We start from the raw sequence: 21,048 nt of genomic DNA, 5'->3' as shown, positions 1-21,048 counted from the left end.
CCGCCACGCGTATTATTATTCCGGCATAGCTCAGTTGGTAGTAGCGCATGACTGTTAATCATGATGTCGTAGGTTCGAGTCCTACTGCCGGAGTTTTTAAACGATCTTATATGAAGATCGTTTATTTTTTTGTTTTCAAGCATAAATTTGTTTAAATGTGTTAAAACATGATACGCTTGAATTGAGGAGATGAGGTATATGTATTTAGAAATAACTGATGAATTGAAACCACGATTTTTAGATTATTTGAAAGATAGCATAGTGGTTTTAGATTTGGATGATGGTGTGGGCAAATATACAAAGATGGGTTTTTGTTCACTAGATATTAGTTTTCGCTTTTTAATTTTGCGTAAGGATCAAGACCGTTCTGATTATCAAACACCTTTAGATAGTAATGTCGGAGAACTTTTTGTTAAGGAACACTCTGCGATTCATCTAGATGAAAAAATGAAATTGGAATTTGATGTACCAAGAGGCTTAATCAAGCTTAAAGGTACAAGTGGCTTAATTGACGGAAATGTTCAAATTATTGATTTACGCGAGCAGTAGTAGATAAAAAAAGGAACCCAATCATTTTTAGTGGATGATTGGGTTCCTTTTTAGTTGGGTCTTTCGATGTCAATAATGTTATCTATATGACTATAACTATCACCAGCTAAACGGGCGATCGGTGAAAGTTTCTGTGGTAAAATATATTCTTTTTCAATATCAAATATTTCTTCATCAAAATAATAGTCATGCACTTCTAATATGAATAAATCACTGATTGTATGGTCTTCGTGGTCCTTTATTTCAAGATATTGGTGAAGCTTGGCTTCCATACGTACTGGGGCTTCTTGAATACCTGGTGTTCGGATCGTATTGCTGTCAACAAGAGTTAGGGTACTCTCAGTTAATTCACCAATATCAGAAGGAAAGCTGGCCGCGGTAGCATTCATTTCATTTAAAACCGCATCATTAACTAAGTGTACGACCCCTTCTTTGGATTTTAATAAGTTGCCTGCGGTATCCTTCATTTTTCCATCGGCTTGTCGATTAATTGAGAGGCTAATTAATGGAATATGTTTGGCAACTATATTGAAGTAACTGAAAGGGGCAGCATTGATTATTTTTGTATCTGGATTTACAGTGGTAATCCAAGCAATCGGGCGGGGAATAATACTGCCGGTTAGAAACTTATAGTTTTGTTTGTTAGTCAATTGACTAGATGAATAGTGAATCATGGGCAACCTCCTTAAAAAAGCAGACGATTTTCGCCTGCTTTAAATTATTGTCGTTTCTTATTTGCATCTGAAGTATCGAAAGGTCGTACATACTTTTCGATTTCTTTGCGTTTGGGTTCAAGGAATGGCGGCAACGATAAAATTTCTCCAGCAGTTTCATAAGATTCATCTTCTAAGAAACCAGGGCCATCTGTTGCTAGTTCAAATAAAACGTTTGGTGCAGCCATGAAGTATTCTGATTGGAAATAGAAGCGATCAACAAAACCAGAATTTGGGAACTCTAAGTCATTGATTTTTTTGATCCAATATTTTAGGGCATCATCGTCAGCCACTCGCAGAGCTAAATGATGAACATTTCCGAAACCTTCCTGAGCAGGTGGTAGATCGTCTCTGAAGTCGACTATAATTGTTGCGCCATTTCCTCCTTCACCAACTTCAAATTGATGTAGGCTACCTTCTTCAGCGGTTTCTTTAAAACCTAGAACATTTTCTAAAACAAGTTTCATGTGATCAAAGTTTGATACTGTTACAATAGTGGGTCCTAAGCCAACAATTGAATGTTCAGCAGGAACGTTTGAATTTTTCCAAGGTGTACCAGCGGTGACTCCTTGATTTTTTTCATCAGAAACTAGTTGGAACAATTGATTGTCATAGTCATTGAAAACCAAATATTTTTTTCCAAATCGTACGTTGATTTCACCATGTTCAATGTTCAATTGGTTGAAACGATTTGCCCAATAGTCCAATGAAGCATCGCTAGGTACTCGGAAGCCAGTACGTGAAATGGTATTGGTTCCTTTTTTTCCTTGAGGAATACCTGGGAAATCAAAAAAGGTCATATCTGTACCAGGTGCACCTTTGTCATCTGTAAAGTATAGGTGATAAGTTTCAATATCGTCTTGATTGACGGTTTTTTTGATCATCCGTAAGCCCAATATATCTGTAAAGAATCGATAATTTTTTTTGGCGCTTGAAGTCATTGCTGTAACATGGTGTAATCCGCGAATTTGTGTGTCCATAAGTAATTCCTCCTTGATAATTTATCTTACTAAAAGTAAGTATAAGAGTAATTACTGATTAAAGCAAATAATCAGCTTTCTATTGCTAATTACTAGAAAGAAAGCTAGGATGAAAGAAAAAGAGGAGGAATTCGATGAAAAAAGTTATTCTATTCGATTTGGATGGTACATTAACGGACTCAAGTAAGGGTATTTTGGCTTCAATTATTTATATGCTGAAGGAGCTAAAGCTTGAAATTCCTGATAAAGAGGTATTACGTACGTTTATTGGCCCGCCTTTGAGCTTGTCTTTAAATAATATATACGGTATGGACAAAGAGGCTGCTCAAAAGGCTGTCATGATTTATCGAGATTATTATGCTGTTTATGGTATTTTGCAATTGGAGGTTTATCCAGGTATCCTCGAGACATTAGTAGAGCTTTCACAGCATTATAGCTTGGGCTTGGCTACTTCTAAACCGACACCTTATGCTGAGCAGATTATCAGAAATCTGAATTTTACATCTTATTTTACTGGGATATTTGGTGCAGATTTGGATGGAAAGCGGGAAGGAAAGGCAGCTATTATAAAGGATGCATTAACTCACTTGTCAGTTGAACCTAAAGAGGCAATCATGGTGGGAGATCGTGAGTTTGACATCAAAGGTGCTAAAGAGAACGGTTTAGCTAGTATCGGTGTTCTTTATGGGTTTGGAAACCGTGAAGAACTAGAGCAGGCTGGTGCGGATAAAATTGTCAAAAAGGCATTAGAAATTCCTGAAGCAGCTAAGCAATTTAACTAAAAAAAAGTCGAAGAATAATGAATTCTTCGACTTTTTGATTAATCTATTTTAATACCAACCGTTCGCTAACCAGAAAGCTTGAGCGCCTTCCCATGAACCATAACGTTGTGCAACGTATTGATCTGCTACACGTTCTTGGTTTGCAGGAGAATAGTCGCCATTCAAGTATGAAGAGCTTAATTGGTAACGTCCAATATATTGGCCATTCGTCGCATCATAAGAACCGCTAGATTCTTTTTGAGCAATCCATTCTTTGGCAGACGAAGTAGTTGCAGGAGCCGCTTGTACTGCTGGTGCTGCTTGCTCTTGAACAGGAGCTGTTTCTTGAACGGGTGCCACTGCTGTTGTTTGCGTTTGCTCAACAGGAGCTGCTTGTTCTTGGACAGGAGCCGCTGCATTTTGTGCAGTAGTATCAATGCTTAATTGTTGTCCTTCAAAAATCAAGTCAACATTTGTGATGTTGTTGTTGGTCGCAATTGAGTTTACCAAGCTGTTGTCGCCAGTAAACTTAGCTGAGATTTTTGATAAAGTGTCGCCTGATTGAACAGTGTAAGTTTCTGCTGCGTGAGCGTCATTTGTTCCGATTGCCAATGCAGCACCTGCTGCCATAATTGTACTAAGTAATAATGCTTTTCCGAATTTCATCTAGTAAATTCCTCCAAAAAGTTTTTGTCGAGTTGATACTTTCGACTACGATTCATACTTTAACATCCTTTTGTATTTCATAGGTGAAAGACCTATGACAATAGGTTACAAGGTGGTGTAATTATGTAACAAAATAACTAATGTAATGGTTTTTTTGAAATTTTTAACAAATAGCAGAAAGCGTTTTAAACAGTATTGTATCAGACTATGTGACTATTTTTATAGGGAATATACGTTCGTTTTTTAGTCATGTCACTGATACATTGACATCATTCTGTAAAGGTATCTAAAGGAAATCACAAGAAATTTTAGGCTTTTAGTGTATAAGAAAAGTTTAAGTAACGGGCTTTTATCAAAGTTCATCCGGTAAAGCTTTAAACGTTAAATTATTTAAGTAGTTTACTTAAGGATAGTAGGAAATAATTAGTACTTCATAATGTGGCTGAAAAAAGAAAGCGTTTATTTTTTATTGGAGATAGCAAATGGTAGAACAACAATAACTTTACTTATAAAAGACAAATCTATTGTTAGGAGATGATCTGGTAAACACGTTGTATTTTAGATTGTTTAATGGAATTTATCTGCTCTGTACTGTATTTCATTTGATCCTAAATAAATTTTTTAACTATAAAAATTTTTATCGAATAGAAAAGTTTCCGAATTAGTTTTGGGAGGATAGGATCTTTTAGTCAGGCAACTTGTTATACATTCTTTAGAGTAAGTGATGGGGATTTGTCGTTTTAAGTTAGTATCAACACTTTGACAGCAGATAATTTTGAAGCGTGGACGATACACGTCGTATTTAAAGAAAATTATTGGCAGAAAGGATAGTTGCTTTTGCTTTGATGAGTTCTAAGGAAGATCAAATGGTAAGAAGAATATTTAGGCATTGCCCAAAAAGTTTCTAGTATACGAAACTCTATTTTAATGAGTGAAGATAATCATGGTGTTTGTTTAGAAAAGAGAGTGAAAAAAAGAATCTTGAGAAGTCAAGATTCTTTACAGATCATATTTTGAAAGTAAAAAAAAAACCTTGATCTCTCAAGGTTCTTAGAAGAGCCACCTGTCGGGCTTGAACCGACGACCTCCACCTTACCATGGTGGCGCTCTACCAGCTGAGCTAAGGCGGCATCTTATTGAACACAAGATATAGAATACCGAATATATGGTAGGTTGTCAATATTTTTTCTCTTCTTTTTTAAATGAAAGTGAAGATAGAAAGTGGCTAATTTGGGAATAATTTGACACTATCAGGTGTGAGGCTGCTTTTTAAATAGAAAGGAAGCGGGAATGTCTTCACATTCTGTGCTAAAGCCTTATCTGTCAAACTATGTTTAGAAGCAAGTGATGAGATGTGAATACCTATATGTGAGATTTATTGGAAAGTGTGAGGAAGCACTCTCGAGATATACAAAGATCTTTGGTGATTCGTTACAGCATCGATCTCTCTATGAAAATGGTGAGATAATGTATGCTTATACAGAATTAGATGAACTTAATGGAATTAGCTGTTGGGACAGGAAAAATTTGGTGGAAAGCGGCGATAGAATTGCTTTGCGGGTAGATCTTGTGAAACGGCAAAAGGCAGAGGAGATTTTTGATAGGTTGATTCTACTGGAAAGGAATAATAAATGATACGAACTATAAAGAAAGATCCTTGTGACAAGGTCTAATCTGTATAGTTCGTATCATTTTTTTAGTTATAGGTTGTTTAGAATTTCTGTGATTTGTGGATAATTTTCATCTTGCAAAATCTCGTAGCCTAATTTTTGATACAGTCTAACAGCTGGATGGCTCCAAGTTTGGGTGGTTAAGTATGGCTTTTGGTTTGGATGCAGTTCGTAGAGTAGCTCTGTTACACGAATTGCCAGTGCTTTGGCTAAGCCTTTTCCTTGTTCCTCAGGCAGTACAGCTAACCAATGAAGTCGCGGCTTGTGAGTATCATTTGATCGCCAGGCGGTAAAGGTGGCTACTTTTTTTCCTGTAGAATTTTCGATGAACAGCATCCGATGCGGCAGTTCACTGGAGAAAGGCGCAAAGGAGCTGTGGAAATAGTTCAGAGCCTTTTCTGTAGAATCAAATTCGGCTACTGCGGTTTCAATGACTGCCCAAGCTTGCTCATCGCCAGGTTTGTAGAAAACAAAACGATAATTTTCAGGTAGCTGATAGCTGGGCAAGGGTAGGGCATCAAATTCTCGAGTCATGGTAAAAGGAATGTAGGGAACTGATTTGTCTAACATAAAACTCCTCCTAATAATTTTTAATTATCTTTATCCTATCATGTGCATCCATTAGGAACTAGCGGAGGTTGACAATTTATTGCTGGCGGTTGTTTCGTCTGCTTGGACCAGCTGATTAAACAATTGATCGCCTAATTCATTAAAAGAAGTATTTTCGATATGCTTATTTGATAAAAGGATTATAGCGTTTTGTCCATCCTTAGAGTAATTAACAATTGTTTCAAAATTGGCCTTTACCCCCCGGCTATGGTAATGATTGGACATGTTATAAATTCCAGCAGCATATTGTTCATTTGGATAATTTCCCCACAATGTCTCCCGGTCCTGTGTAGCCAGCTTTTCGCCAGAAAGAAGACTGTGGAAATACAAAAATAAATCGCCGGCAGACATAAACACATTACCCGTTCCCAATTCAGAAGCATAGCTGGCTGCTGATTCATTCGTAAAAGTGTCTGTTCCGTTAGTTTCTTGATAGGAACGTGCTTGTTCTTCTGAATGATCCTGAGCAAAGCTAGTATGGCTTAGTTGAAAAGATTTGGTAATCTGCTGATTAAATAGGTCGTAATAATCTTTACCAGTTACTTGTTCGATGATCCCGGTCAGTAAAACGTAATTGATCGGTTGATAGGAATAGACCTTTTCACCGACCTCGGCTTGCAGTATTGCATGAGCCAATATATCTTTTTCGTCTGTAGTAGGCTCAGCTTTGATTTTATCGTTGAGCTTCAAACCAGAGCTCATATTTAGCATATCGCGCAAAGTAATTGTCTCGCTATTTTTGATTTGAGGGTAATATTGACTTAATTTATCCGTCAGCTGCACCTTTCCAGCTTTGACTGCTTCCATTAATAAATAAGCAGTTTGTCCCTTTTCAACTGAACCAATACAATATTGGGTTGAAACTTGATTTTGAAGCTGTTGCTCTTGATTTTTCCAACCATAGGCCTTGTTTAAAATTAAATGTCCATCATGATAGACTAGAACTGTTCCACTGAAATTTCTTTGAACTAACTGCTCCTGCAAGGAATCGGCCAATTTGTCATGAGGTTCGATCGTTTGCTGGGTTTCCACTGCTAAAGTAGTTGTTGGTTTGGTAATCGGTGGATTTGCTGCTTGCGGTACTGGGGCGACTGCCGCTTGGCGAGCAGATAAATATTCTCCACTAAGAAAGCCCACAGCAAGAACCAGGATGGCACCAGCAATGTAAATGGGATATTTTTTTCTTTTTCGACTATGACGATACATTTTGACACGCTCCTGACAAATAAAATGAGTAATAAACATAGAAAGAAATTGGATTAAATCTATTGCCATTCAAAATAAAAATTGGTATCATGAACAGGTATTCTTTTTCCGGCATAGCTCAGTTGGTAGTAGCGCATGACTGTTAATCATGATGTCGTAGGTTCGAGTCCTACTGCCGGAGTTGCTTGAGACAATTCGTAAAGATTGTCTCTTTTTTTTGTGACGAAAATAAGAAGTTTCTTAGATTGTTTTCAAGATTTCTTTCAAAAGAAAGATAAACCTTTTATACTAAATGTGAGGGAGGCGAATAGATGGCAAAACGCGACGCCTATTTTGACAATGCGAAATTATTCTTAATGATCTTAGTGGTTTTTGGACATCTGTTTCAACCATTTATCGAGGATAAAGGAATCTATAGCGATTTGTATTATTTTATCTTTACCTTTCACATGCCCGCATTCATTTTAATTTCAGGCTATTTTGCCAAAGGGCAACCGAAGCCGTTGAAAAAGCTGGTAAAAAAATTATTGTTGCCGTATATCTTTTTTCAGCTATTGTATTCGGCTTATTATACACTGATTGGATTGCAGGAGTCCTTTAGCTTCAGCATAACAACGCCACAATGGTCTCTGTGGTTTTTACTAAGCCTATTCTGCTGGAATTGCATGCTGTATTTATGTCAGCGATTTTCGGTTAAGCAAGTTCTGATCGGCAGTATCCTTGTCGCCTTGGTTGTAGGTTATATACCTTTCTTTGGTCGCTTCTTGGCTGTACAGCGTACCTTGACCTTCTTTCCTTATTTCATGGTAGGATATGCGTTACCTACCAACTGGATCGCAAGAATTAAGACGGCACCAAAAAAATGGGTAGCAATTGCTCTATTTGCAGGAATTTTTGTTTTGATCGAAACCAATGATTTTATTAATAAGTATTGGGTTTTTGGATCAAAGCCTTATGAAGATTATTTGAATCATCCTCTTTTAGGAGGACCGCAGCGCATGCTGTTCTTTCTTTTAGGCCTAATTGGTATTACGGCATTCTTCATGCTAGTGCCAAAAGGTCAGTATTTCTTCTCTAAGTGGGGGAAAAATACGTTGACAGTATACCTGCTTCATGGCTTTTTGGTCAAAGGATTGCGTGCTATTGGTGCCGATGATGTGGAGATGGGTATCTGGGGATTAGCAATTCTGTTTGCTTCCAGCGTTTTGCTAACAGCAGCGTTATCCAGCGAACGATTTGGAAAGTGGATTGAAAAGGGGAAGCAGAAAGTTTTACGTCCGGTTTTAAATTAATTGTCAAGCAAGTCTCTTAAGCGTAAAATGAGCGTGGAGGGGGCTTTTTTTATGACAAAAATTACGCAAGAACAGACTAAACATTATCGTGATAACTTTTTAGCTAATCAAAAACAGGTAGCATTGCAGCGAAGTGTTGTTAAAAACGGCATTAGTGCTTCAGCTGAAAACGTGGCTGCCCATGTAGAAAATACGCCAGTTTTCTCAATTGATCTAGCTACTGGTAAGGTTGCCAATCAAAAACAATCTGGTCGCTGTTGGATGTTTGCAGCGTTGAATACTTTTCGGCATAAGATGCTGCAGCAATTTAAATTGAAGGATTTTGAATTATCACAAAATTATACCTTTTTCTGGGACAAGTATGAAAAAGCCAACTTTTTTTATGAAAATATTTTAGCTACTGCTGATCAGAAAACATCCAGTCGAGAAGTGGCTTTTTTACTACAAACACCACAACAAGATGGTGGACAATGGGATATGATTGTTTCGTTGTTTAAAAAATATGGGGTAGTTCCTAAGACAATTATGCCAGAAAGCAGCAACAGCTCCAATTCAAGAGATTTAAACAAATATTTGAATAAATTGTTGCGCAAGCATGCAGTAGAGCTGCGCAAATTAGCTGCTGAAAAAGATAAAGCGACTATTGAAGCAAAACGTGGAGAAATGTTGCAGGAAGTATATGTTTTGCTAGCAACCGCTCTAGGTACACCACCTGAAGTATTTGATTTTGAATATCGGGATGAGGAGAAAAACTACCATATTGATCAAAAGTTGACACCTCAAAGCTTTTACGATAAATATATCGGAGTGAATTTAGATGACTATGTCAGCATTATCAATGCACCGACAGCTGACAAGCCTTACAATCGCAGTTACACGGTATCGATGCTGGGGAATGTTGTTGGAGGTTCAACAGTAAAATATCTAAATCTTGATATGAATACGTTTAAACAATTAGCTGTAAAACAGTTGGCGAACGGTGAATCGGTTTGGTTTGGTTGTGATGTTGGGCAGTCTTCTACTCGGGATTCTGGGATTATGGCTTTAAATGCCTTTGACGTAGATGATTTGTTTGAAGCTGATTTTACCATGACTAAAGCAGAACGCTTAGATTCTGGTGATAGCTTGATGACTCATGCCATGGTGTTAACCGGTGTGGATATGCTAGATGGCAAAAGTACAAAATGGAAAGTAGAAAACAGTTGGGGAGAAAAAGTAGGGGAAAAGGGCTTTTTCGTCATGAGTGATGACTGGATGGATGAGTACACTTACCAAATTGTTATTCGTAAAGAATATTTAACAACTGAACAATTGGCGGCTTTTGAGGCTGAGCCGATTGTTTTAGCGCCTTGGGATCCAATGGGAGCTCTTGCTTAAAGCAATTCTTTGTAATAGACTCATTCCGTTAGGGTGAGTCTATTTTTTTAAACAAAAATGACTATTCATCGCGTATAATAAAGCATAGGAATGTGAGGAAAAAAGATGAATAGAGTAACGGAATTACTAAAAGAAAAATTTGGCTATGACAGTTTCCGAACGGGTCAGGCAGAAATCATATCAAAAATTTTAAATCATGAGAACGTACTAGGAATTATGCCTACAGGTGGAGGGAAGTCAGTTTGTTATCAACTGCCAGCGTTAGTTTTGGAAGGCTTGACCCTTGTTATCTCACCTTTGATCTCGTTAATGAAGGATCAAGTAGACAGCTTAAATGAAATGGGTATTCCAGCGGCTTTTATTAACAGCTCATTGTCGAATCCAGAGATTCAACAGCGCATTCGTTTGGCCGTGGATGGCAAAATAAAATTGCTGTATGTAGCGCCAGAACGATTGGAATCAGCTTCTTTTCGACAATTGCTTCACTATGTACCAATCGAACTGTTGGCTGTCGATGAAGCTCACTGTATTTCCCAGTGGGGGCATGATTTTCGTCCAAGCTATTTGCGGTTAGCAGAAACAATCGAAGAATTGTCTCAACGACCAACGATTATAGCCTTGACTGCTACAGCTACTGAGCATGTTGCTGATGATATCCTTCAGTTGTTGCAGATTCCGACAGACAATCAAATCAATACTGGTTTTGCTAGGGAAAATCTAACTTTTCAGGTAGTTAAGGATGCTAAGGAAAGCTATTTGATGGAATACTTAAAGCTAAACAAAGGCCAGGCAGGAATTATTTATGCTAGCACTCGTAAAGAAGTAGAGCGATTTTATCATCTGTTGCGAAATCAAAACATCGCAGTGGCCAGCTATCATGGTGGAATGAGCGAACGTGATCGGTCGAAAAACCAGGAGGATTTTCTGTTTGACCGGGTGCAGGTAATGGTGGCTACCAATGCTTTTGGCATGGGAATTAACAAGAGTAATGTTCGCTTTGTCATTCATGGGCAAATTCCTGGCAATTTGGAATCCTATTATCAGGAAGCTGGTCGGGCGGGACGCGATGGTTTACCAAGTGAAGCGATCTTATTTTATGCCCCAAAGGATCTGCAGGTGCAAAAGTTTTTCATTGATCAGTCAGAGGGTAATGAAGAATATAAAAAAAATGAATACAATAAATTACGAGAGATGGATCAGTATGCTCATACGCAAATGTGTTTGCAGCGTTACATTTTACGTTACTTTGGTGAGGACAGTGAAGATTGCGGACGCTGCAGCAACTGTACAGATTCACGAGAAGTGATTGATATTACAACGGATGCACAAAAAGTGCTGTCGTGTGTAAAGCGTATGGGTGAACGCTTTGGTAAAGGGTTAGTAGCTAAGGTTCTGACGGGCTCGAAGGATCAGAAAATTACTCAATGGCAGTTCGAGCAATTGTCCACTTATGGTTTAATGCGGGACTGGAGCCAAAAGGAAGTTACGCAATTGATTGATTATTTGACTGCAGAAGGCTGCTTCACTTTAACAGAAGGTCAGTTTCCGCTATTAACAATTTCACCCTTGGGGATTAATGTACTGCTAGGGAAAAAGCAAGTCACCCGCAAGCAAAATGCGGTGAAAACTTTACAGGTAGATGATGAGCTTTTCGAAGAGCTGCGGAGTTTACGGACCCAGTTGGCTCAAGAACAAAATCTGCCTCCTTACATTATATTTTCCGACAAAACCCTACAGGAGTTGGCAGAGCAACAACCGCAAACCTCTTTGGAAATGCTGCAAATTAAGGGAGTAGGTCAAAGTAAGTTGGATAAGTACGGCACTGCCTTTCTAGAAATTTTAAAAAAACAGCTGCTGGTTCAGAGAAATAGAGAAGTGTAGGTGGATTGGATCTAATGAAGCAAACTCTCTACTTTACTTTCTGTGCTATACTTTAAAGCAAGAAAACGGCTCGGATAGGATTCTTGCTGTTTAGAGTTTGGCTTATTAAAACATTCAACAAGCGAATTTCGCTTGTTATTAATAAAAAAAGGAGGACGTAAAATGGGAGAGAAACTAGCAGTGAAGCGTGCTGAGAACATGCGTGAATTAGGTGGGTATCAAACCAAAGATGGTCGGACCGTTGCCAGGCAAAAATTGGTTCGTTCAGCTACGATCAATTTATTAACTGATGAAGACAAGGTTTACTTGGCTGACTATGGTATCCGAAAAGTAGTTGATTTCCGTTCACCAACAGAACGGGAGGAACAACCGGATCAGCCAATTCCAACGGCTGAAAATATTGCTTTGCCTATTTTTCCGGTTAAGGAGAAGGCAGTTTCAGCTTCCCCGTATGAAGTGATGATGAAGATGCAGCAGGGCTATTCTGCTCACGATCAAATGCTGGAGGTTTATCGTAATTTTGTAACTATGCCGCATATCCACAAGCAGTACAATCAATTTTTCGAAATTTTGTTAAAGAATGAAAAGGCGGATGAAAGTGTGCTGTTCCATTGTACAGCTGGTAAAGATCGGACTGGGTTTGGTGCTGCGATGATGCTAAGTGCTCTAGGTGTAGATCAGGAAACTATTTTTGCCGACTATTTAAAAACCAACCGATTTTTAGAAAAAAAAGTCGAGGAAATTAAACAGCAGGCTAAAAAAGCTGGAGTTTCAGAAGAAATGATGTACGGAATCGACGATATGATGAAGGCCAAATCCGAATACTTGAAGACCAGTTACCAGTTGATCGCTGAACACTATGGCGATATGGATGGCTATTTAAAGAATGGTATCGGACTAGGAAAACAAGACTTAAAAGATTTGCAGCAACTATATCTTGTTTAGGAGTTGAGGAGTGATGGAAAGCTTACTGAATTATTTACAGCTGAAGAATCGCCCGTTGCCCATTGGTGGCGGGGACATCAACCAAGCGTATCGGGTAACAGATGGTACCAAGGATTATTTCTTAAAAGTGCATCCCAATATGACAGAAGCTTTTTTTCAGGCTGAAGTAGAGGGCTTAAAAGAACTGGGAGAAGTAGTTCGTGTTCCGGAAACCTTTGCAACGGGTGTTCATAATCAAACAGCTTATTTGTTGATGGAATGGATCGAACCTGGACAAGGAGACCAAAGTGACATCGGTAAAGCATTAACTGCTATACATGGAAAAAAGCAGGAAACCTTTGGCTATGTAAAAGACAATTATCTAGGGCTGCTGCCTCAGATTAATACTCAAAGCACGAATTGGTGGTCCTTCTATTTTACTAACCGACTGGAAGTTCAAATTGAAATCGCCAAGCAACGAAATCATTGGACAAGTCAACGGGAGAAGACTTATTATGCATTAAAGGAACGGGTGCTTACTCAGTGGAGTAATCTGCAATTCAAACCCTCGTTATTGCATGGAGATTTTTGGAGCGGCAACACCCTTTTTGATATTCAAGGCCAGGCAATCTTTGTTGATCCGGCAGTTTCTTACGGTCATCGTGAATTGGATATTGCAATGGGGCAGCTGTTTGGCGGATTTCGTCAAACATTATTTGATGCCTATCAGGAAGTGTATCCATTGGAGCAAGGATGGCAGGAACGGATTCCCATCTATCAATTATATTATTTATTAGTCCACTTAAATCTGTTCGGCGAAAGCTATGGCGGTGCGGTGGACCGGATTTTAGGAGGAAAGTAATTGGGTAAAAAATATTCAATGCAACATGAAGTTACCTATTATGAATGTGATATCAATCAGACAATGACCTTTCCAGCTATGCTGAGCGTGGTTATCAAATCTTCTTCTGATCAAAGCGATGAACTGGAAAGAGGGACTGAGGCAATCAATCAATTGGGCTTAACCTGGGTAATTACTCAGACAGAAATTTCCATTGAACAGCTGCCTCGTGTAGGAGAAAAAATAACGGTTGTTACCGAACCGACAGCTTTCAACAAGTTTTTTTGCTACCGCAGCTTTTGGATTTATGATGAAGTCGGTACACAGTTGGTAAAAATAGATATGGCTTTTGTTTTGATGAAGATCAAGGAGCGAAAAATGAGCAGTGTTTCTCCAGATCTAATGGCTCCTTATGAAGCACCACAGGTAAAAAAAATCCAGCGTTGGGAGAAAATTGAACCAGTGTCAGATGGTGAAAGTCGATTGTACCATGTTCGTTTTTACGATTTAGACAGCAATCATCATGTAAACAATGCTATGTATTTTAACTGGATGATTGATGTATTGGGCTACGATTTTATGGTGAACCATATACCAGTGGCAGCCAAGGTTAAATTTGATAAGGAAATTTTATATGGCAACGATATTACTAGTGTTTATCAGGTGGATGAAGAGAACGGCAAAACCTTGCATGAAATTCGAGTAGGAGATCAACTGGCTTGCGAAGCCAATATTCAATGGAAAACGAAGTAAAATAGACCTGATGGGATGCTCCGCTGTGTGAAGCGAAGTGATCCTTCAGGTCTATTTGATTATTCCTCCATAAATTGCTTCAGTTGCTCCTGAGATAAGTTAGCATTCATGGCAATCAGCAGCTTGATTCGTGCTTTTTGACTATTGATACCTCGGCAGAAGATGACGCCTTTTTCTGCCAGCTCAATGCCACCGCCACGATAATCGTAGACTGGTTCAGCAATTCCGTTAAAACAACGAGAAACCAAAACAATCGGCATATCCTTATTTAATAGATTTTGCAGTGAAGGTAGCGTAGCAGGTGGCAAATTTCCTGCGCCCAAAGCCTCCACTACAACGCCATCAACTCCCATTGCATGGTCTAGCAGTTCAAAGAAGGTTCCCTGCATACCGGCAAAAGCCTTAATGATTGGAATCATGGCATCAATTGAAGCGACATCGTATCGAGTCGCTGTCGGCAATTCTTGCATAAAGAGGATTTTTGATTTAGTTACCAGACCAACGGGCCCTAAAGTCGGGGTACGAAAGGTGGCAACATTGGTAGTATGGGTTTTCGTTACATAACGGGCACTGTGGATCTCATCGTTCATAACCACTAGCACGCCTTGATTAACTGCATCTTCGCAGGATGCAACCCGAATGGCACTTTGAAAATTGTAAAGACCGTCACTACCTAATTCATTAATAGAGCGCATCGCACCAGTAAGTACGATAGGCATCAGATTTCCAATTGTTACGTCTAGAAAATAAGCGGTTTCCTCTAAGGTGTCGGTTCCATGAGTAATAACTACGCAATCAATTTCTTCGTTGACAGCTTTTTTGATGCGTTCCTTCAAATCAAACATGATTTCAACCGTGATATGAGGAGAAGGAAGATTGGAAAAATCTTCGACTACCAATTCCACATCTTTAGGAACATCCAGCTTCTGGCCGGCTGCCAGCAGGGGGTTCTTTTCATCAGGGCGAACAGCACCATGTTCATCTTCACTCATGGAAATTGTTCCGCCGGTATGTAAAATTAGAATACGTTTCATTTCATTCACCTGCTTTTTTTATTGTATATTAACTGTAGGAGAAAGCCACTTGCCACTAAATGTATCTTAGTATAAGAAAAGCCTTTTTCATTAGAATACTATTTTCTCTCTTTTTTTACTACGATTATTGTATACTATGTAGAAAAGAGTTTGGAGGTCTTTATGATTCGAATTGGATTAACTTCTTTTAATGAACATCAAACGTTGACTGGGAAACCCAGAACAACGCTGTTTGAATATGCAGGATTTTTACCATTGGTTGAGTTGGACACGGCTTATTATGGGTTACCTAGTCGTAAAACTGTCGAAAATTGGCTGTCTCAGGTACCAGATTCCTTTCGATTTGTGGTGAAATTTTATTCTGGTTTTACTTGCCAAGAAAAATGGCAGGATCATTATGGTTCAATCGATGAGATGCAGCAGCATTTCCTGGAAGTCATGAGTCCGCTAATTGAAAGTTCAAAACTATATTGTTTTTTAGCACAATTTCCCGCACAATTTAAATGTACCAAGGAAAATATTGCTTATTTGCAAACCTTGCGTCAGCTGTTTCCAGATTTACCGATTGCTGTAGAATTACGAGACTACAGCTGGTACAGTCCGGAATTCAAAGAAAAAACCTATCAGTTTATGAAAAAGCTGAATTTCAGCTTAACGATGGTGGATGAACCTGAGCTTCCCGATACAATTCCCTTAGATTTAACAGTTACCAATACAGCTTTTAGTTTGTTTCGCTTTCATGGAAGAAATCAAGCCTACTGGAAAAGTCGTGATCCCCAATGGCGTAAAAAGCGGACTTTGTACCGTTATAGTGAAGCCGAGCTTTCGGAGTTAGCTGATGCTGTTAGGAAGGTAGCGGACCATAGTGAGCAGGTTGCCGTCATTTTTAATAATAATTCAGGTGGCGATGCAGCAGAAAATGCTTTAAGATTAAGAGAACTACTAGATATTCAAGATGAAGGACTCAATCCTAGTCAATTAGGGTTATTTTAAAAAAGGAGCGGCCATGATCAAAGCGATTTTTTTTGATATTGATGGAACATTAGTTACTAAACAATCTAAAGCCTTGTACAGTACTCGCCTGGCTATCCAACAAGCCCGCAAAAAGGGAATAATGGTGGGGGTTGCCACTGGCAGAGGTCCCGTTCATTTAGCTGAACGGATAGACTGTCTGACGATGGATATGTTTGTGACCTATAATGGACAGCTGGTCTATCAGGGAGAAGAAGATATCTACCAGCATGCCTTTGAACCAGATGTGTTAAAGGAAATTGTGACCTTTGCTGATCAGGAGCACCGCCAAATTATTTTTGGCGGTCGCCGTCGGGTGGATGGGAGTTATATCATGCGTTTATCTCAGGTTGGTTGGGTAAAACGTGTGGCAACTATGATGCCAAGTTGGTTTCCGGTTCGAACGACTAAAGGATTGTTGCAATCCTTCAGTCCTAACCGCAGTAAAGAACGTTATGCTCGACTAAGTATTTTGCAGGAGCCAATTTATCAATGTGTATTATTTAGTGCTGAATCAGAAACAGAAAAACTGGAACGACGCTTACCGAATGTAACCTTCCAGCGTTCGAACCCCTATTCTGTTGATATTATTCCTAAAGGCGGCTCTAAGCTGTTAGGGATTCAAAAATTTTTGGAAGCCAACAATATTGCTTTTAGTGAAGTAATGGCATTTGGGGATAATCTGAATGATTTGGAAATGTTGAAGGGCGTAGGAATAGGGGTGGCTATGGGGAACGCAGAAGAAGAAACCAAAGCTCATGCTGATTACGTTACCGATACTAATGAGAACGATGGCATTTATAAAGCATTGAAATATTTTGAAATTATTTAGGAGGCAATATGGAGAATCAATTTGATCCTTACGAAATGACGAAAAATTTTCATCATGTGTTTGAACCGCAACCGCCTGAAAAGCCAACGCCTTTTTCATCTGAGCGGGCCGCTTTCCGAGCTGGCTTTAAAATCGAAGAAATCGTCGAATTTGTATACGGTGCAGCCAAAGGCGATCAAGTATTGTTTGATCAAATGATAGGTCAGTTGCACGAGAATATTGAGCAAGCTAAGACAAAGATATTGGATAAGCAGGAACCAGTAACAGATCAGTTGACCGCTGAGGTTGATGCTTTGACAGATTTGCTGTATTTTACTTATGGATCCTTTGCTCTGATTGGGGTAGATCCACAGCCGATTTTTGAGATTGTTCATCAGGCCAACATGGGGAAACTATTCCCTGATGGCAAACCTCACTATCATCCAGATACTCACAAGGTATTGAAACCAGAAAATTGGGAGCAGGATTATGCTCCTGAAAAATTGATTCAAGCTGAATTAGATAAACAAAAACGCCAAGATTTTTAAAAATCTGGCGTTTTTTTAATTTAATCAAAGAAAGTATAGTATAGGGAACGAACTGCTAACCGCTCTTGTTCTCCCTGAATAGCAAAGATAATACTTCGCTCATCGGCGCCTTGGCTGATCATGCGGAGATTAATATTTTTACGAGCTAACGCTGCAGAGCTTTCTGCTGTGATACCGGTATGAAATTTCATTCCTTCCCCTACTAAGGCAATAACGGAAATGCCATGTTCAATTTCAAGGTCATCAGGCTGAATTTTTTCTGTAATCTCCTGAATTAGTAGTTTTTCCAGCTCAGAATTTAACTGAGATTCTCTAAAGATGATTGAAACAGTATCAATTCCTGAAGGCATGTGTTCAAAGCTGATGTTCAGTTCTTCTAAAATTTGTAAAACACGACGGACAAAACCAACTTCGCGGTTCAACAAATATTTATTGATTGTGATACTGCAAAATCCGCGGTCACTGGCAACACCGACAACTCGATTAGGATTTTCTCGATCATAAGATTCTTTGATTAAGGTGCCAACACACGATGGGTTGTTGGTATTTTTAATGACAACAGGAATTTTCGCTTTAAATGATGGCATCAAGGCTTCATCATGGAAGACCGTAAAACCGGCATAAGACAACTCCCGCATTTCTCGATAAGTTAGTTGCTCAATTAAAGCTGGTTCATGAATATACTTAGGAGTTGCTGCAAAAATACCATCAACATCGGTAAAGTTCTCATAGATTTCTGCTTTTACACCTGCGGCGACAATCGAACCAGTAATGTCAGAACCGCCTCTTGAGAAGGTGCATAGTTTGCCATCTTTGGTGTAACCAAAAAAGCCAGGAATCACCAAAATTTCATCTGTATCATGCCATTGATAAATCTTATCATAAGACTCGTCCAAAATACGTGCATTGTGGGGTTCGTCGGTGACGATAATCCCTAATTCTTTTGGATTGACATAGCGAGCTTTCAATCCTTCATTTTGGAAATATGCTGCAATTAGCTGAGCATTTAAGTTTTCACCAGTTGCCAGGAATCTGTCTAAATCATACGGATTTTCTTCATTGAAGTTTTTCTGCAATGCGATTAATTCTGTCGCGAAAGCTTCACAGACGCTTGCGTCTAACCCTAGTTCCTGGGCGTTGCTGCCATAGCGAGCTGCAATTTCCTCAATGAGTGAAGTAGTATCTTGCTTAGTGGATACTTTTTCATAATAAGCAATTAATAAGTCGGTGACCTTCTTATCCTCATCGTGACGCTTACCAGGAGCAGACACCACGACAAAGCGTCTTTTGGGATCGTCTTTAACGATAGTTAAGACTTTTTTTAATTGCTCGGCAGAAGCTACTGAACTCCCTCCGAATTTGATTACTTTCACTCTGATCACCTCTTATTTTAATGTGAATCTAATAATAGCTGAAATTGACACGAACTTCAAGAGCTGTCTCCAAGAGAATCGCTGGAAATCATTTTTTTTGCAAAAAACTTAGTTAATTTCTTCAGTTGGAATAGTCACAGGAAGGAAGGCTTTTTTTCTGTAAGAAAATCCAAGTTTTACGAACTATTTAGTGATGGAACGAATAGTTTGTGCTATAATCTAGGTTAGATGTTTTTGCGAAAAAACGGATGAATAATCGAACTGTAAATAGTGAACGAACTTATTCTAAACGTCGAAAGGAAAATCATACATGGGAAGTAACGTTATCATTGGTATCGTCATTGGGATCATTATTTTAGTGGCAATACTATGTTTGATTGGCTATTTAATGAGAAAGAAGAATCAAGAACGGTTAAAAGAACTAGAGAAACGCAAGGAATCACTGTTTGATCTTCCAGTAGTTGAGGAAGTTGATGAAGTGAAGAAAATGCATCTCGTAGGTCAAAGCCAAAATACTTTTCGTGAATGGAACCAGAAATGGACGGATGTTTCGACTAAATCATTTGCTGAATTGGAAAGTCAGATTTTTGAAGTTGAGAGCCAGAATGAAACGTTTCGTTTCATGAAGGGCAAATCAGCTATCGAAAGTGCTGAACGAACCATGAAAGAAATGGAGGAGGAAGTTGCGGAAATCCGCGAAGGACTAAAAGAGCTGCGTGAAACTGAAGAGCGCAATTCTTTAGCCGTACAGCAAGCACTGGATGTCTTTGAGGAATTGAAAAAGGACTTAAAGGACAATCGCGAAAACTTTGGTCATGCTTTACCAGAGATTGAAAAGCAAGTGAAAAATGTAGAAATTGAATTCACTCAATTTGTTACATTAAATACCTCCGGTGATCCTGTAGAAGCACGAGAAGTACTCGACGATGCGGAAAAACACGTTTACGATGTTCAAGCCATCATGCAAAAAGTTCCAGCTCTTTACGAAGACTTGGAAAAAACCTTCCCGGCACAAGTTGAAGAAGTTGAAAAAACCTACAATAAAATGCTGGATGATAATTATGTCTTGCCCGAAGAAAACTTTGAAGCACGGATTGAACAAGTAAAAAAACGCATGAAGCTTTCTGCAGAAGATTTGGAAAAAGTAGAATTAGATACAGTTGAAGCGGCGAACAAAGAAACCGCCAATTTAATTGACGCCTTGTACGACACGTTAGAAAAAGAGTTCGAAGCGAAACAATACGTTATTACTAATCGCAAAACAGTCAGTGAATACATTCAGCATGCATCACGCAATAATCATCAACTAATGATCGAATTGGACCACACCTCCCAAAGTTATACGTTGAACAACAACGAGTTGGGGCGGGCCCGTGGCTTCCAAACAGAAATTGAAGAATTAGAACGCCGCAATCGCAACATGGAACCCTTGATTGACAAGCATGACGTTCCTTATTCTGAGATTCAAAATTTCTACCAGGATGCTTTCAAAGTTCTAGATGACATTGAAACCAAACAGGTAGAAATTGATAACGACTTGCAAGATTTGCGCAAGGGCGAACGTATTGCTCTTGAACGAATTGATACGTATGAATTCCAGTTACGTAACCTGAAACGTTACGTAGAGCAGCAACGGCTGCCCGGACTTCCTGGTGACTATTTAGAGTTTTTCTTTATCGCAACCGATCGAGTGGAAGAATTGAGTAAGTCATTGAACCGTATTCGAATCAATATGCAAGAAATCAATAAGTTGGTTAGTCTTTGTGATGAAGACATGGAGTTATTGGACCAAAAAACCAATGACTTAGTTGACGCCGCTGCATTAACTGAACAAATGATGCAGTACGCGAATCGATACCGTCATACTCATCCTGAGATAAAAACTGCTATTGAAAACAGTCTAGAACTGTTTAACAAAGATTATCGTTATCAAGATGCGCTAGATGAAATTGGTACAGCATTAGAACGTGTTGAGCCAGGTGCGTTCAAACGTATCGAAGATTTCTACTTTAATAACCGTGAACTTGCTTAGCCAGACGCTTGTCGTCT

The 21,048-nt window shown here is 39.0% G+C and carries 19 protein-coding genes and 3 tRNA genes; 14 read left to right on the top strand and 8 right to left on the bottom strand.

The window, feature by feature from the left end; genetic code table 11:
- Window positions 1-19: 19 nt before the first annotated feature.
- A tRNA-Asn gene (locus tag IGI46_RS18375) sits at window positions 20-93 on the top strand.
- A 105-nt stretch (window positions 94-198) separates the two neighbouring features.
- Window positions 199-549, top strand: a complete 351-nt coding sequence (locus tag IGI46_RS18370) for an iron-sulfur cluster biosynthesis family protein (protein WP_207700928.1) — start codon at window positions 199-201, stop codon at window positions 547-549.
- Window positions 550-599: 50 nt separating this feature from the next.
- Here the strand turns inward: IGI46_RS18370 and IGI46_RS18365 are convergent, their stop codons facing one another.
- Both IGI46_RS18365 and IGI46_RS18360 read right to left on the bottom strand, forming a co-directional pair.
- Entirely contained in the window at window positions 600-1,223 is a 624-nt protein-coding gene (locus IGI46_RS18365; protein ID WP_429964333.1) for a flavin reductase family protein, read from the bottom strand.
- A gap of 44 nt (window positions 1,224-1,267) precedes the next feature.
- On the bottom strand, window positions 1,268-2,242 hold the full coding sequence (locus tag IGI46_RS18360; protein WP_429964332.1) for a ring-cleaving dioxygenase: 975 nt from the start codon (window positions 2,240-2,242) through the stop codon (window positions 1,268-1,270).
- A 134-nt stretch (window positions 2,243-2,376) separates the two neighbouring features.
- Between IGI46_RS18360 and IGI46_RS18355 the strand changes: the two genes are divergently transcribed.
- Complete coding sequence (locus tag IGI46_RS18355; RefSeq protein ID WP_429964331.1) at window positions 2,377-3,024, top strand: HAD hydrolase-like protein; 648 nt, start codon at window positions 2,377-2,379, stop codon at window positions 3,022-3,024.
- Between the two features lie 48 nt (window positions 3,025-3,072).
- On the opposite strand, the gene IGI46_RS18350 is transcribed toward IGI46_RS18355, so the two are convergent.
- The 4 genes from IGI46_RS18350 to IGI46_RS18335 form a co-directional block, all read right to left on the bottom strand.
- Window positions 3,073-3,669, bottom strand: coding sequence for a LysM peptidoglycan-binding domain-containing protein (locus IGI46_RS18350; protein WP_429964330.1), 597 nt, complete (start codon window positions 3,667-3,669; stop codon window positions 3,073-3,075).
- Window positions 3,670-4,726: 1,057 nt separating this feature from the next.
- Window positions 4,727-4,799 (bottom strand) — tRNA-Thr (locus IGI46_RS18345).
- Between the two features lie 570 nt (window positions 4,800-5,369).
- On the bottom strand, window positions 5,370-5,909 hold the full coding sequence (locus IGI46_RS18340; RefSeq protein ID WP_429964329.1) for a GNAT family N-acetyltransferase: 540 nt from the start codon (window positions 5,907-5,909) through the stop codon (window positions 5,370-5,372).
- 51 nt (window positions 5,910-5,960) lie between these two features.
- Entirely contained in the window at window positions 5,961-7,154 is a 1,194-nt protein-coding gene (locus IGI46_RS18335) for a serine hydrolase domain-containing protein (protein WP_429973935.1), read from the bottom strand.
- Between the two features lie 107 nt (window positions 7,155-7,261).
- On the opposite strand from IGI46_RS18335, the gene IGI46_RS18330 reads away from it, so the two are divergent.
- The 7 genes from IGI46_RS18330 to IGI46_RS18300 all read left to right on the top strand — a co-directional run bounded on the left by IGI46_RS18330 (window position 7,262) and on the right by IGI46_RS18300 (window position 14,222).
- A tRNA-Asn gene (locus IGI46_RS18330) sits at window positions 7,262-7,335 on the top strand.
- Window positions 7,336-7,465: 130 nt separating this feature from the next.
- Window positions 7,466-8,446: an acyltransferase family protein gene (locus IGI46_RS18325; protein ID WP_429964327.1), complete on the top strand. Its 981-nt coding sequence runs from the start codon at window positions 7,466-7,468 to the stop codon at window positions 8,444-8,446.
- Between the two features lie 51 nt (window positions 8,447-8,497).
- Window positions 8,498-9,823, top strand: a complete 1,326-nt coding sequence (locus tag IGI46_RS18320; protein ID WP_429973934.1) for an aminopeptidase C — start codon at window positions 8,498-8,500, stop codon at window positions 9,821-9,823.
- Window positions 9,824-9,928: 105 nt separating this feature from the next.
- Window positions 9,929-11,704 carry a DNA helicase RecQ gene (gene recQ / locus IGI46_RS18315; protein ID WP_429964325.1) on the top strand — a complete coding sequence of 592 codons (1,776 nt, stop codon included), beginning with the start codon at window positions 9,929-9,931 and terminating at the stop codon, window positions 11,702-11,704.
- A 162-nt stretch (window positions 11,705-11,866) separates the two neighbouring features.
- Window positions 11,867-12,649, top strand: coding sequence for a tyrosine-protein phosphatase (locus IGI46_RS18310; RefSeq protein ID WP_429964324.1), 783 nt, complete (start codon window positions 11,867-11,869; stop codon window positions 12,647-12,649).
- A gap of 13 nt (window positions 12,650-12,662) precedes the next feature.
- The gene (locus IGI46_RS18305) at window positions 12,663-13,490 is read left to right on the top strand and encodes a fructosamine kinase family protein (protein ID WP_429964323.1); all 828 of its coding nucleotides are present in this window, start codon (window positions 12,663-12,665) and stop codon (window positions 13,488-13,490) included.
- A complete protein-coding gene (locus IGI46_RS18300; RefSeq protein WP_207700939.1) occupies window positions 13,491-14,222 on the top strand; it encodes an acyl-[acyl-carrier-protein] thioesterase in 732 nt (243 codons plus the stop codon).
- 59 nt (window positions 14,223-14,281) lie between these two features.
- Here the strand turns inward: IGI46_RS18300 and IGI46_RS18295 are convergent, their stop codons facing one another.
- Window positions 14,282-15,256: an asparaginase gene (locus IGI46_RS18295; protein ID WP_429964322.1), complete on the bottom strand. Its 975-nt coding sequence runs from the start codon at window positions 15,254-15,256 to the stop codon at window positions 14,282-14,284.
- Between the two features lie 162 nt (window positions 15,257-15,418).
- Between IGI46_RS18295 and IGI46_RS18290 the strand changes: the two genes are divergently transcribed.
- From IGI46_RS18290 to IGI46_RS18280, 3 genes are read left to right on the top strand one after another with little or no spacing between them, the layout of a single operon-like run.
- Window positions 15,419-16,249 carry a DUF72 domain-containing protein gene (locus IGI46_RS18290; protein ID WP_207700941.1) on the top strand — a complete coding sequence of 277 codons (831 nt, stop codon included), beginning with the start codon at window positions 15,419-15,421 and terminating at the stop codon, window positions 16,247-16,249.
- 13 nt (window positions 16,250-16,262) lie between these two features.
- The gene (locus IGI46_RS18285; protein ID WP_429973933.1) at window positions 16,263-17,099 is read left to right on the top strand and encodes an HAD-IIB family hydrolase; all 837 of its coding nucleotides are present in this window, start codon (window positions 16,263-16,265) and stop codon (window positions 17,097-17,099) included.
- An 8-nt stretch (window positions 17,100-17,107) separates the two neighbouring features.
- A complete protein-coding gene (locus IGI46_RS18280) occupies window positions 17,108-17,626 on the top strand; it encodes an HAD family hydrolase (protein WP_429964320.1) in 519 nt (172 codons plus the stop codon).
- A 20-nt stretch (window positions 17,627-17,646) separates the two neighbouring features.
- Here IGI46_RS18280 and IGI46_RS18275 read toward each other — a convergent pair whose 3' ends face one another.
- Window positions 17,647-18,999: an aspartate kinase gene (locus IGI46_RS18275; protein WP_207700944.1), complete on the bottom strand. Its 1,353-nt coding sequence runs from the start codon at window positions 18,997-18,999 to the stop codon at window positions 17,647-17,649.
- Window positions 19,000-19,309: 310 nt separating this feature from the next.
- On the opposite strand from IGI46_RS18275, the gene IGI46_RS18270 reads away from it, so the two are divergent.
- Complete coding sequence (locus IGI46_RS18270; protein WP_207700945.1) at window positions 19,310-21,031, top strand: septation ring formation regulator EzrA; 1,722 nt, start codon at window positions 19,310-19,312, stop codon at window positions 21,029-21,031.
- Window positions 21,032-21,048: the final 17 nt, after the last annotated feature.

The organism is Enterococcus sp. AZ163, assembly GCF_050498925.1.
GTDB classification, from domain to species: Bacteria; Bacillota; Bacilli; order Lactobacillales; family Enterococcaceae; genus Enterococcus_A; species Enterococcus_A ferrettii.
This window is presented reverse-complemented; position numbering and strand designations above follow the sequence as displayed.

Excerpts from the sequence above, each read along its gene's own strand:
- IGI46_RS18370 (WP_207700928.1), top strand. The coding sequence starts at position 199 with ATGTATTTAGAAATAACTGATGAATTGAAACCACGATTTTTAGATTAT.
- IGI46_RS18365 (WP_429964333.1), bottom strand. The coding sequence starts at position 1,223 with ATGATTCACTATTCATCTAGTCAATTGACTAACAAACAAAACTATAAG.
- IGI46_RS18360 (WP_429964332.1), bottom strand. The coding sequence starts at position 2,242 with ATGGACACACAAATTCGCGGATTACACCATGTTACAGCAATGACTTCA.
- IGI46_RS18355 (WP_429964331.1), top strand. The coding sequence starts at position 2,377 with ATGAAAAAAGTTATTCTATTCGATTTGGATGGTACATTAACGGACTCA.
- IGI46_RS18350 (WP_429964330.1), bottom strand. The coding sequence starts at position 3,669 with ATGAAATTCGGAAAAGCATTATTACTTAGTACAATTATGGCAGCAGGT.
- IGI46_RS18340 (WP_429964329.1), bottom strand. The coding sequence starts at position 5,909 with ATGTTAGACAAATCAGTTCCCTACATTCCTTTTACCATGACTCGAGAA.
- IGI46_RS18335 (WP_429973935.1), bottom strand. The coding sequence starts at position 7,154 with ATGTATCGTCATAGTCGAAAAAGAAAAAAATATCCCATTTACATTGCT.
- IGI46_RS18325 (WP_429964327.1), top strand. The coding sequence starts at position 7,466 with ATGGCAAAACGCGACGCCTATTTTGACAATGCGAAATTATTCTTAATG.
- IGI46_RS18320 (WP_429973934.1), top strand. The coding sequence starts at position 8,498 with ATGACAAAAATTACGCAAGAACAGACTAAACATTATCGTGATAACTTT.
- recQ (WP_429964325.1), top strand. The coding sequence starts at position 9,929 with ATGAATAGAGTAACGGAATTACTAAAAGAAAAATTTGGCTATGACAGT.
- IGI46_RS18310 (WP_429964324.1), top strand. The coding sequence starts at position 11,867 with ATGGGAGAGAAACTAGCAGTGAAGCGTGCTGAGAACATGCGTGAATTA.
- IGI46_RS18305 (WP_429964323.1), top strand. The coding sequence starts at position 12,663 with ATGGAAAGCTTACTGAATTATTTACAGCTGAAGAATCGCCCGTTGCCC.
- IGI46_RS18295 (WP_429964322.1), bottom strand. The coding sequence starts at position 15,256 with ATGAAACGTATTCTAATTTTACATACCGGCGGAACAATTTCCATGAGT.
- IGI46_RS18290 (WP_207700941.1), top strand. The coding sequence starts at position 15,419 with ATGATTCGAATTGGATTAACTTCTTTTAATGAACATCAAACGTTGACT.
- IGI46_RS18285 (WP_429973933.1), top strand. The coding sequence starts at position 16,263 with ATGATCAAAGCGATTTTTTTTGATATTGATGGAACATTAGTTACTAAA.
- IGI46_RS18280 (WP_429964320.1), top strand. The coding sequence starts at position 17,108 with ATGGAGAATCAATTTGATCCTTACGAAATGACGAAAAATTTTCATCAT.
- IGI46_RS18270 (WP_207700945.1), top strand. The coding sequence starts at position 19,310 with ATGGGAAGTAACGTTATCATTGGTATCGTCATTGGGATCATTATTTTA.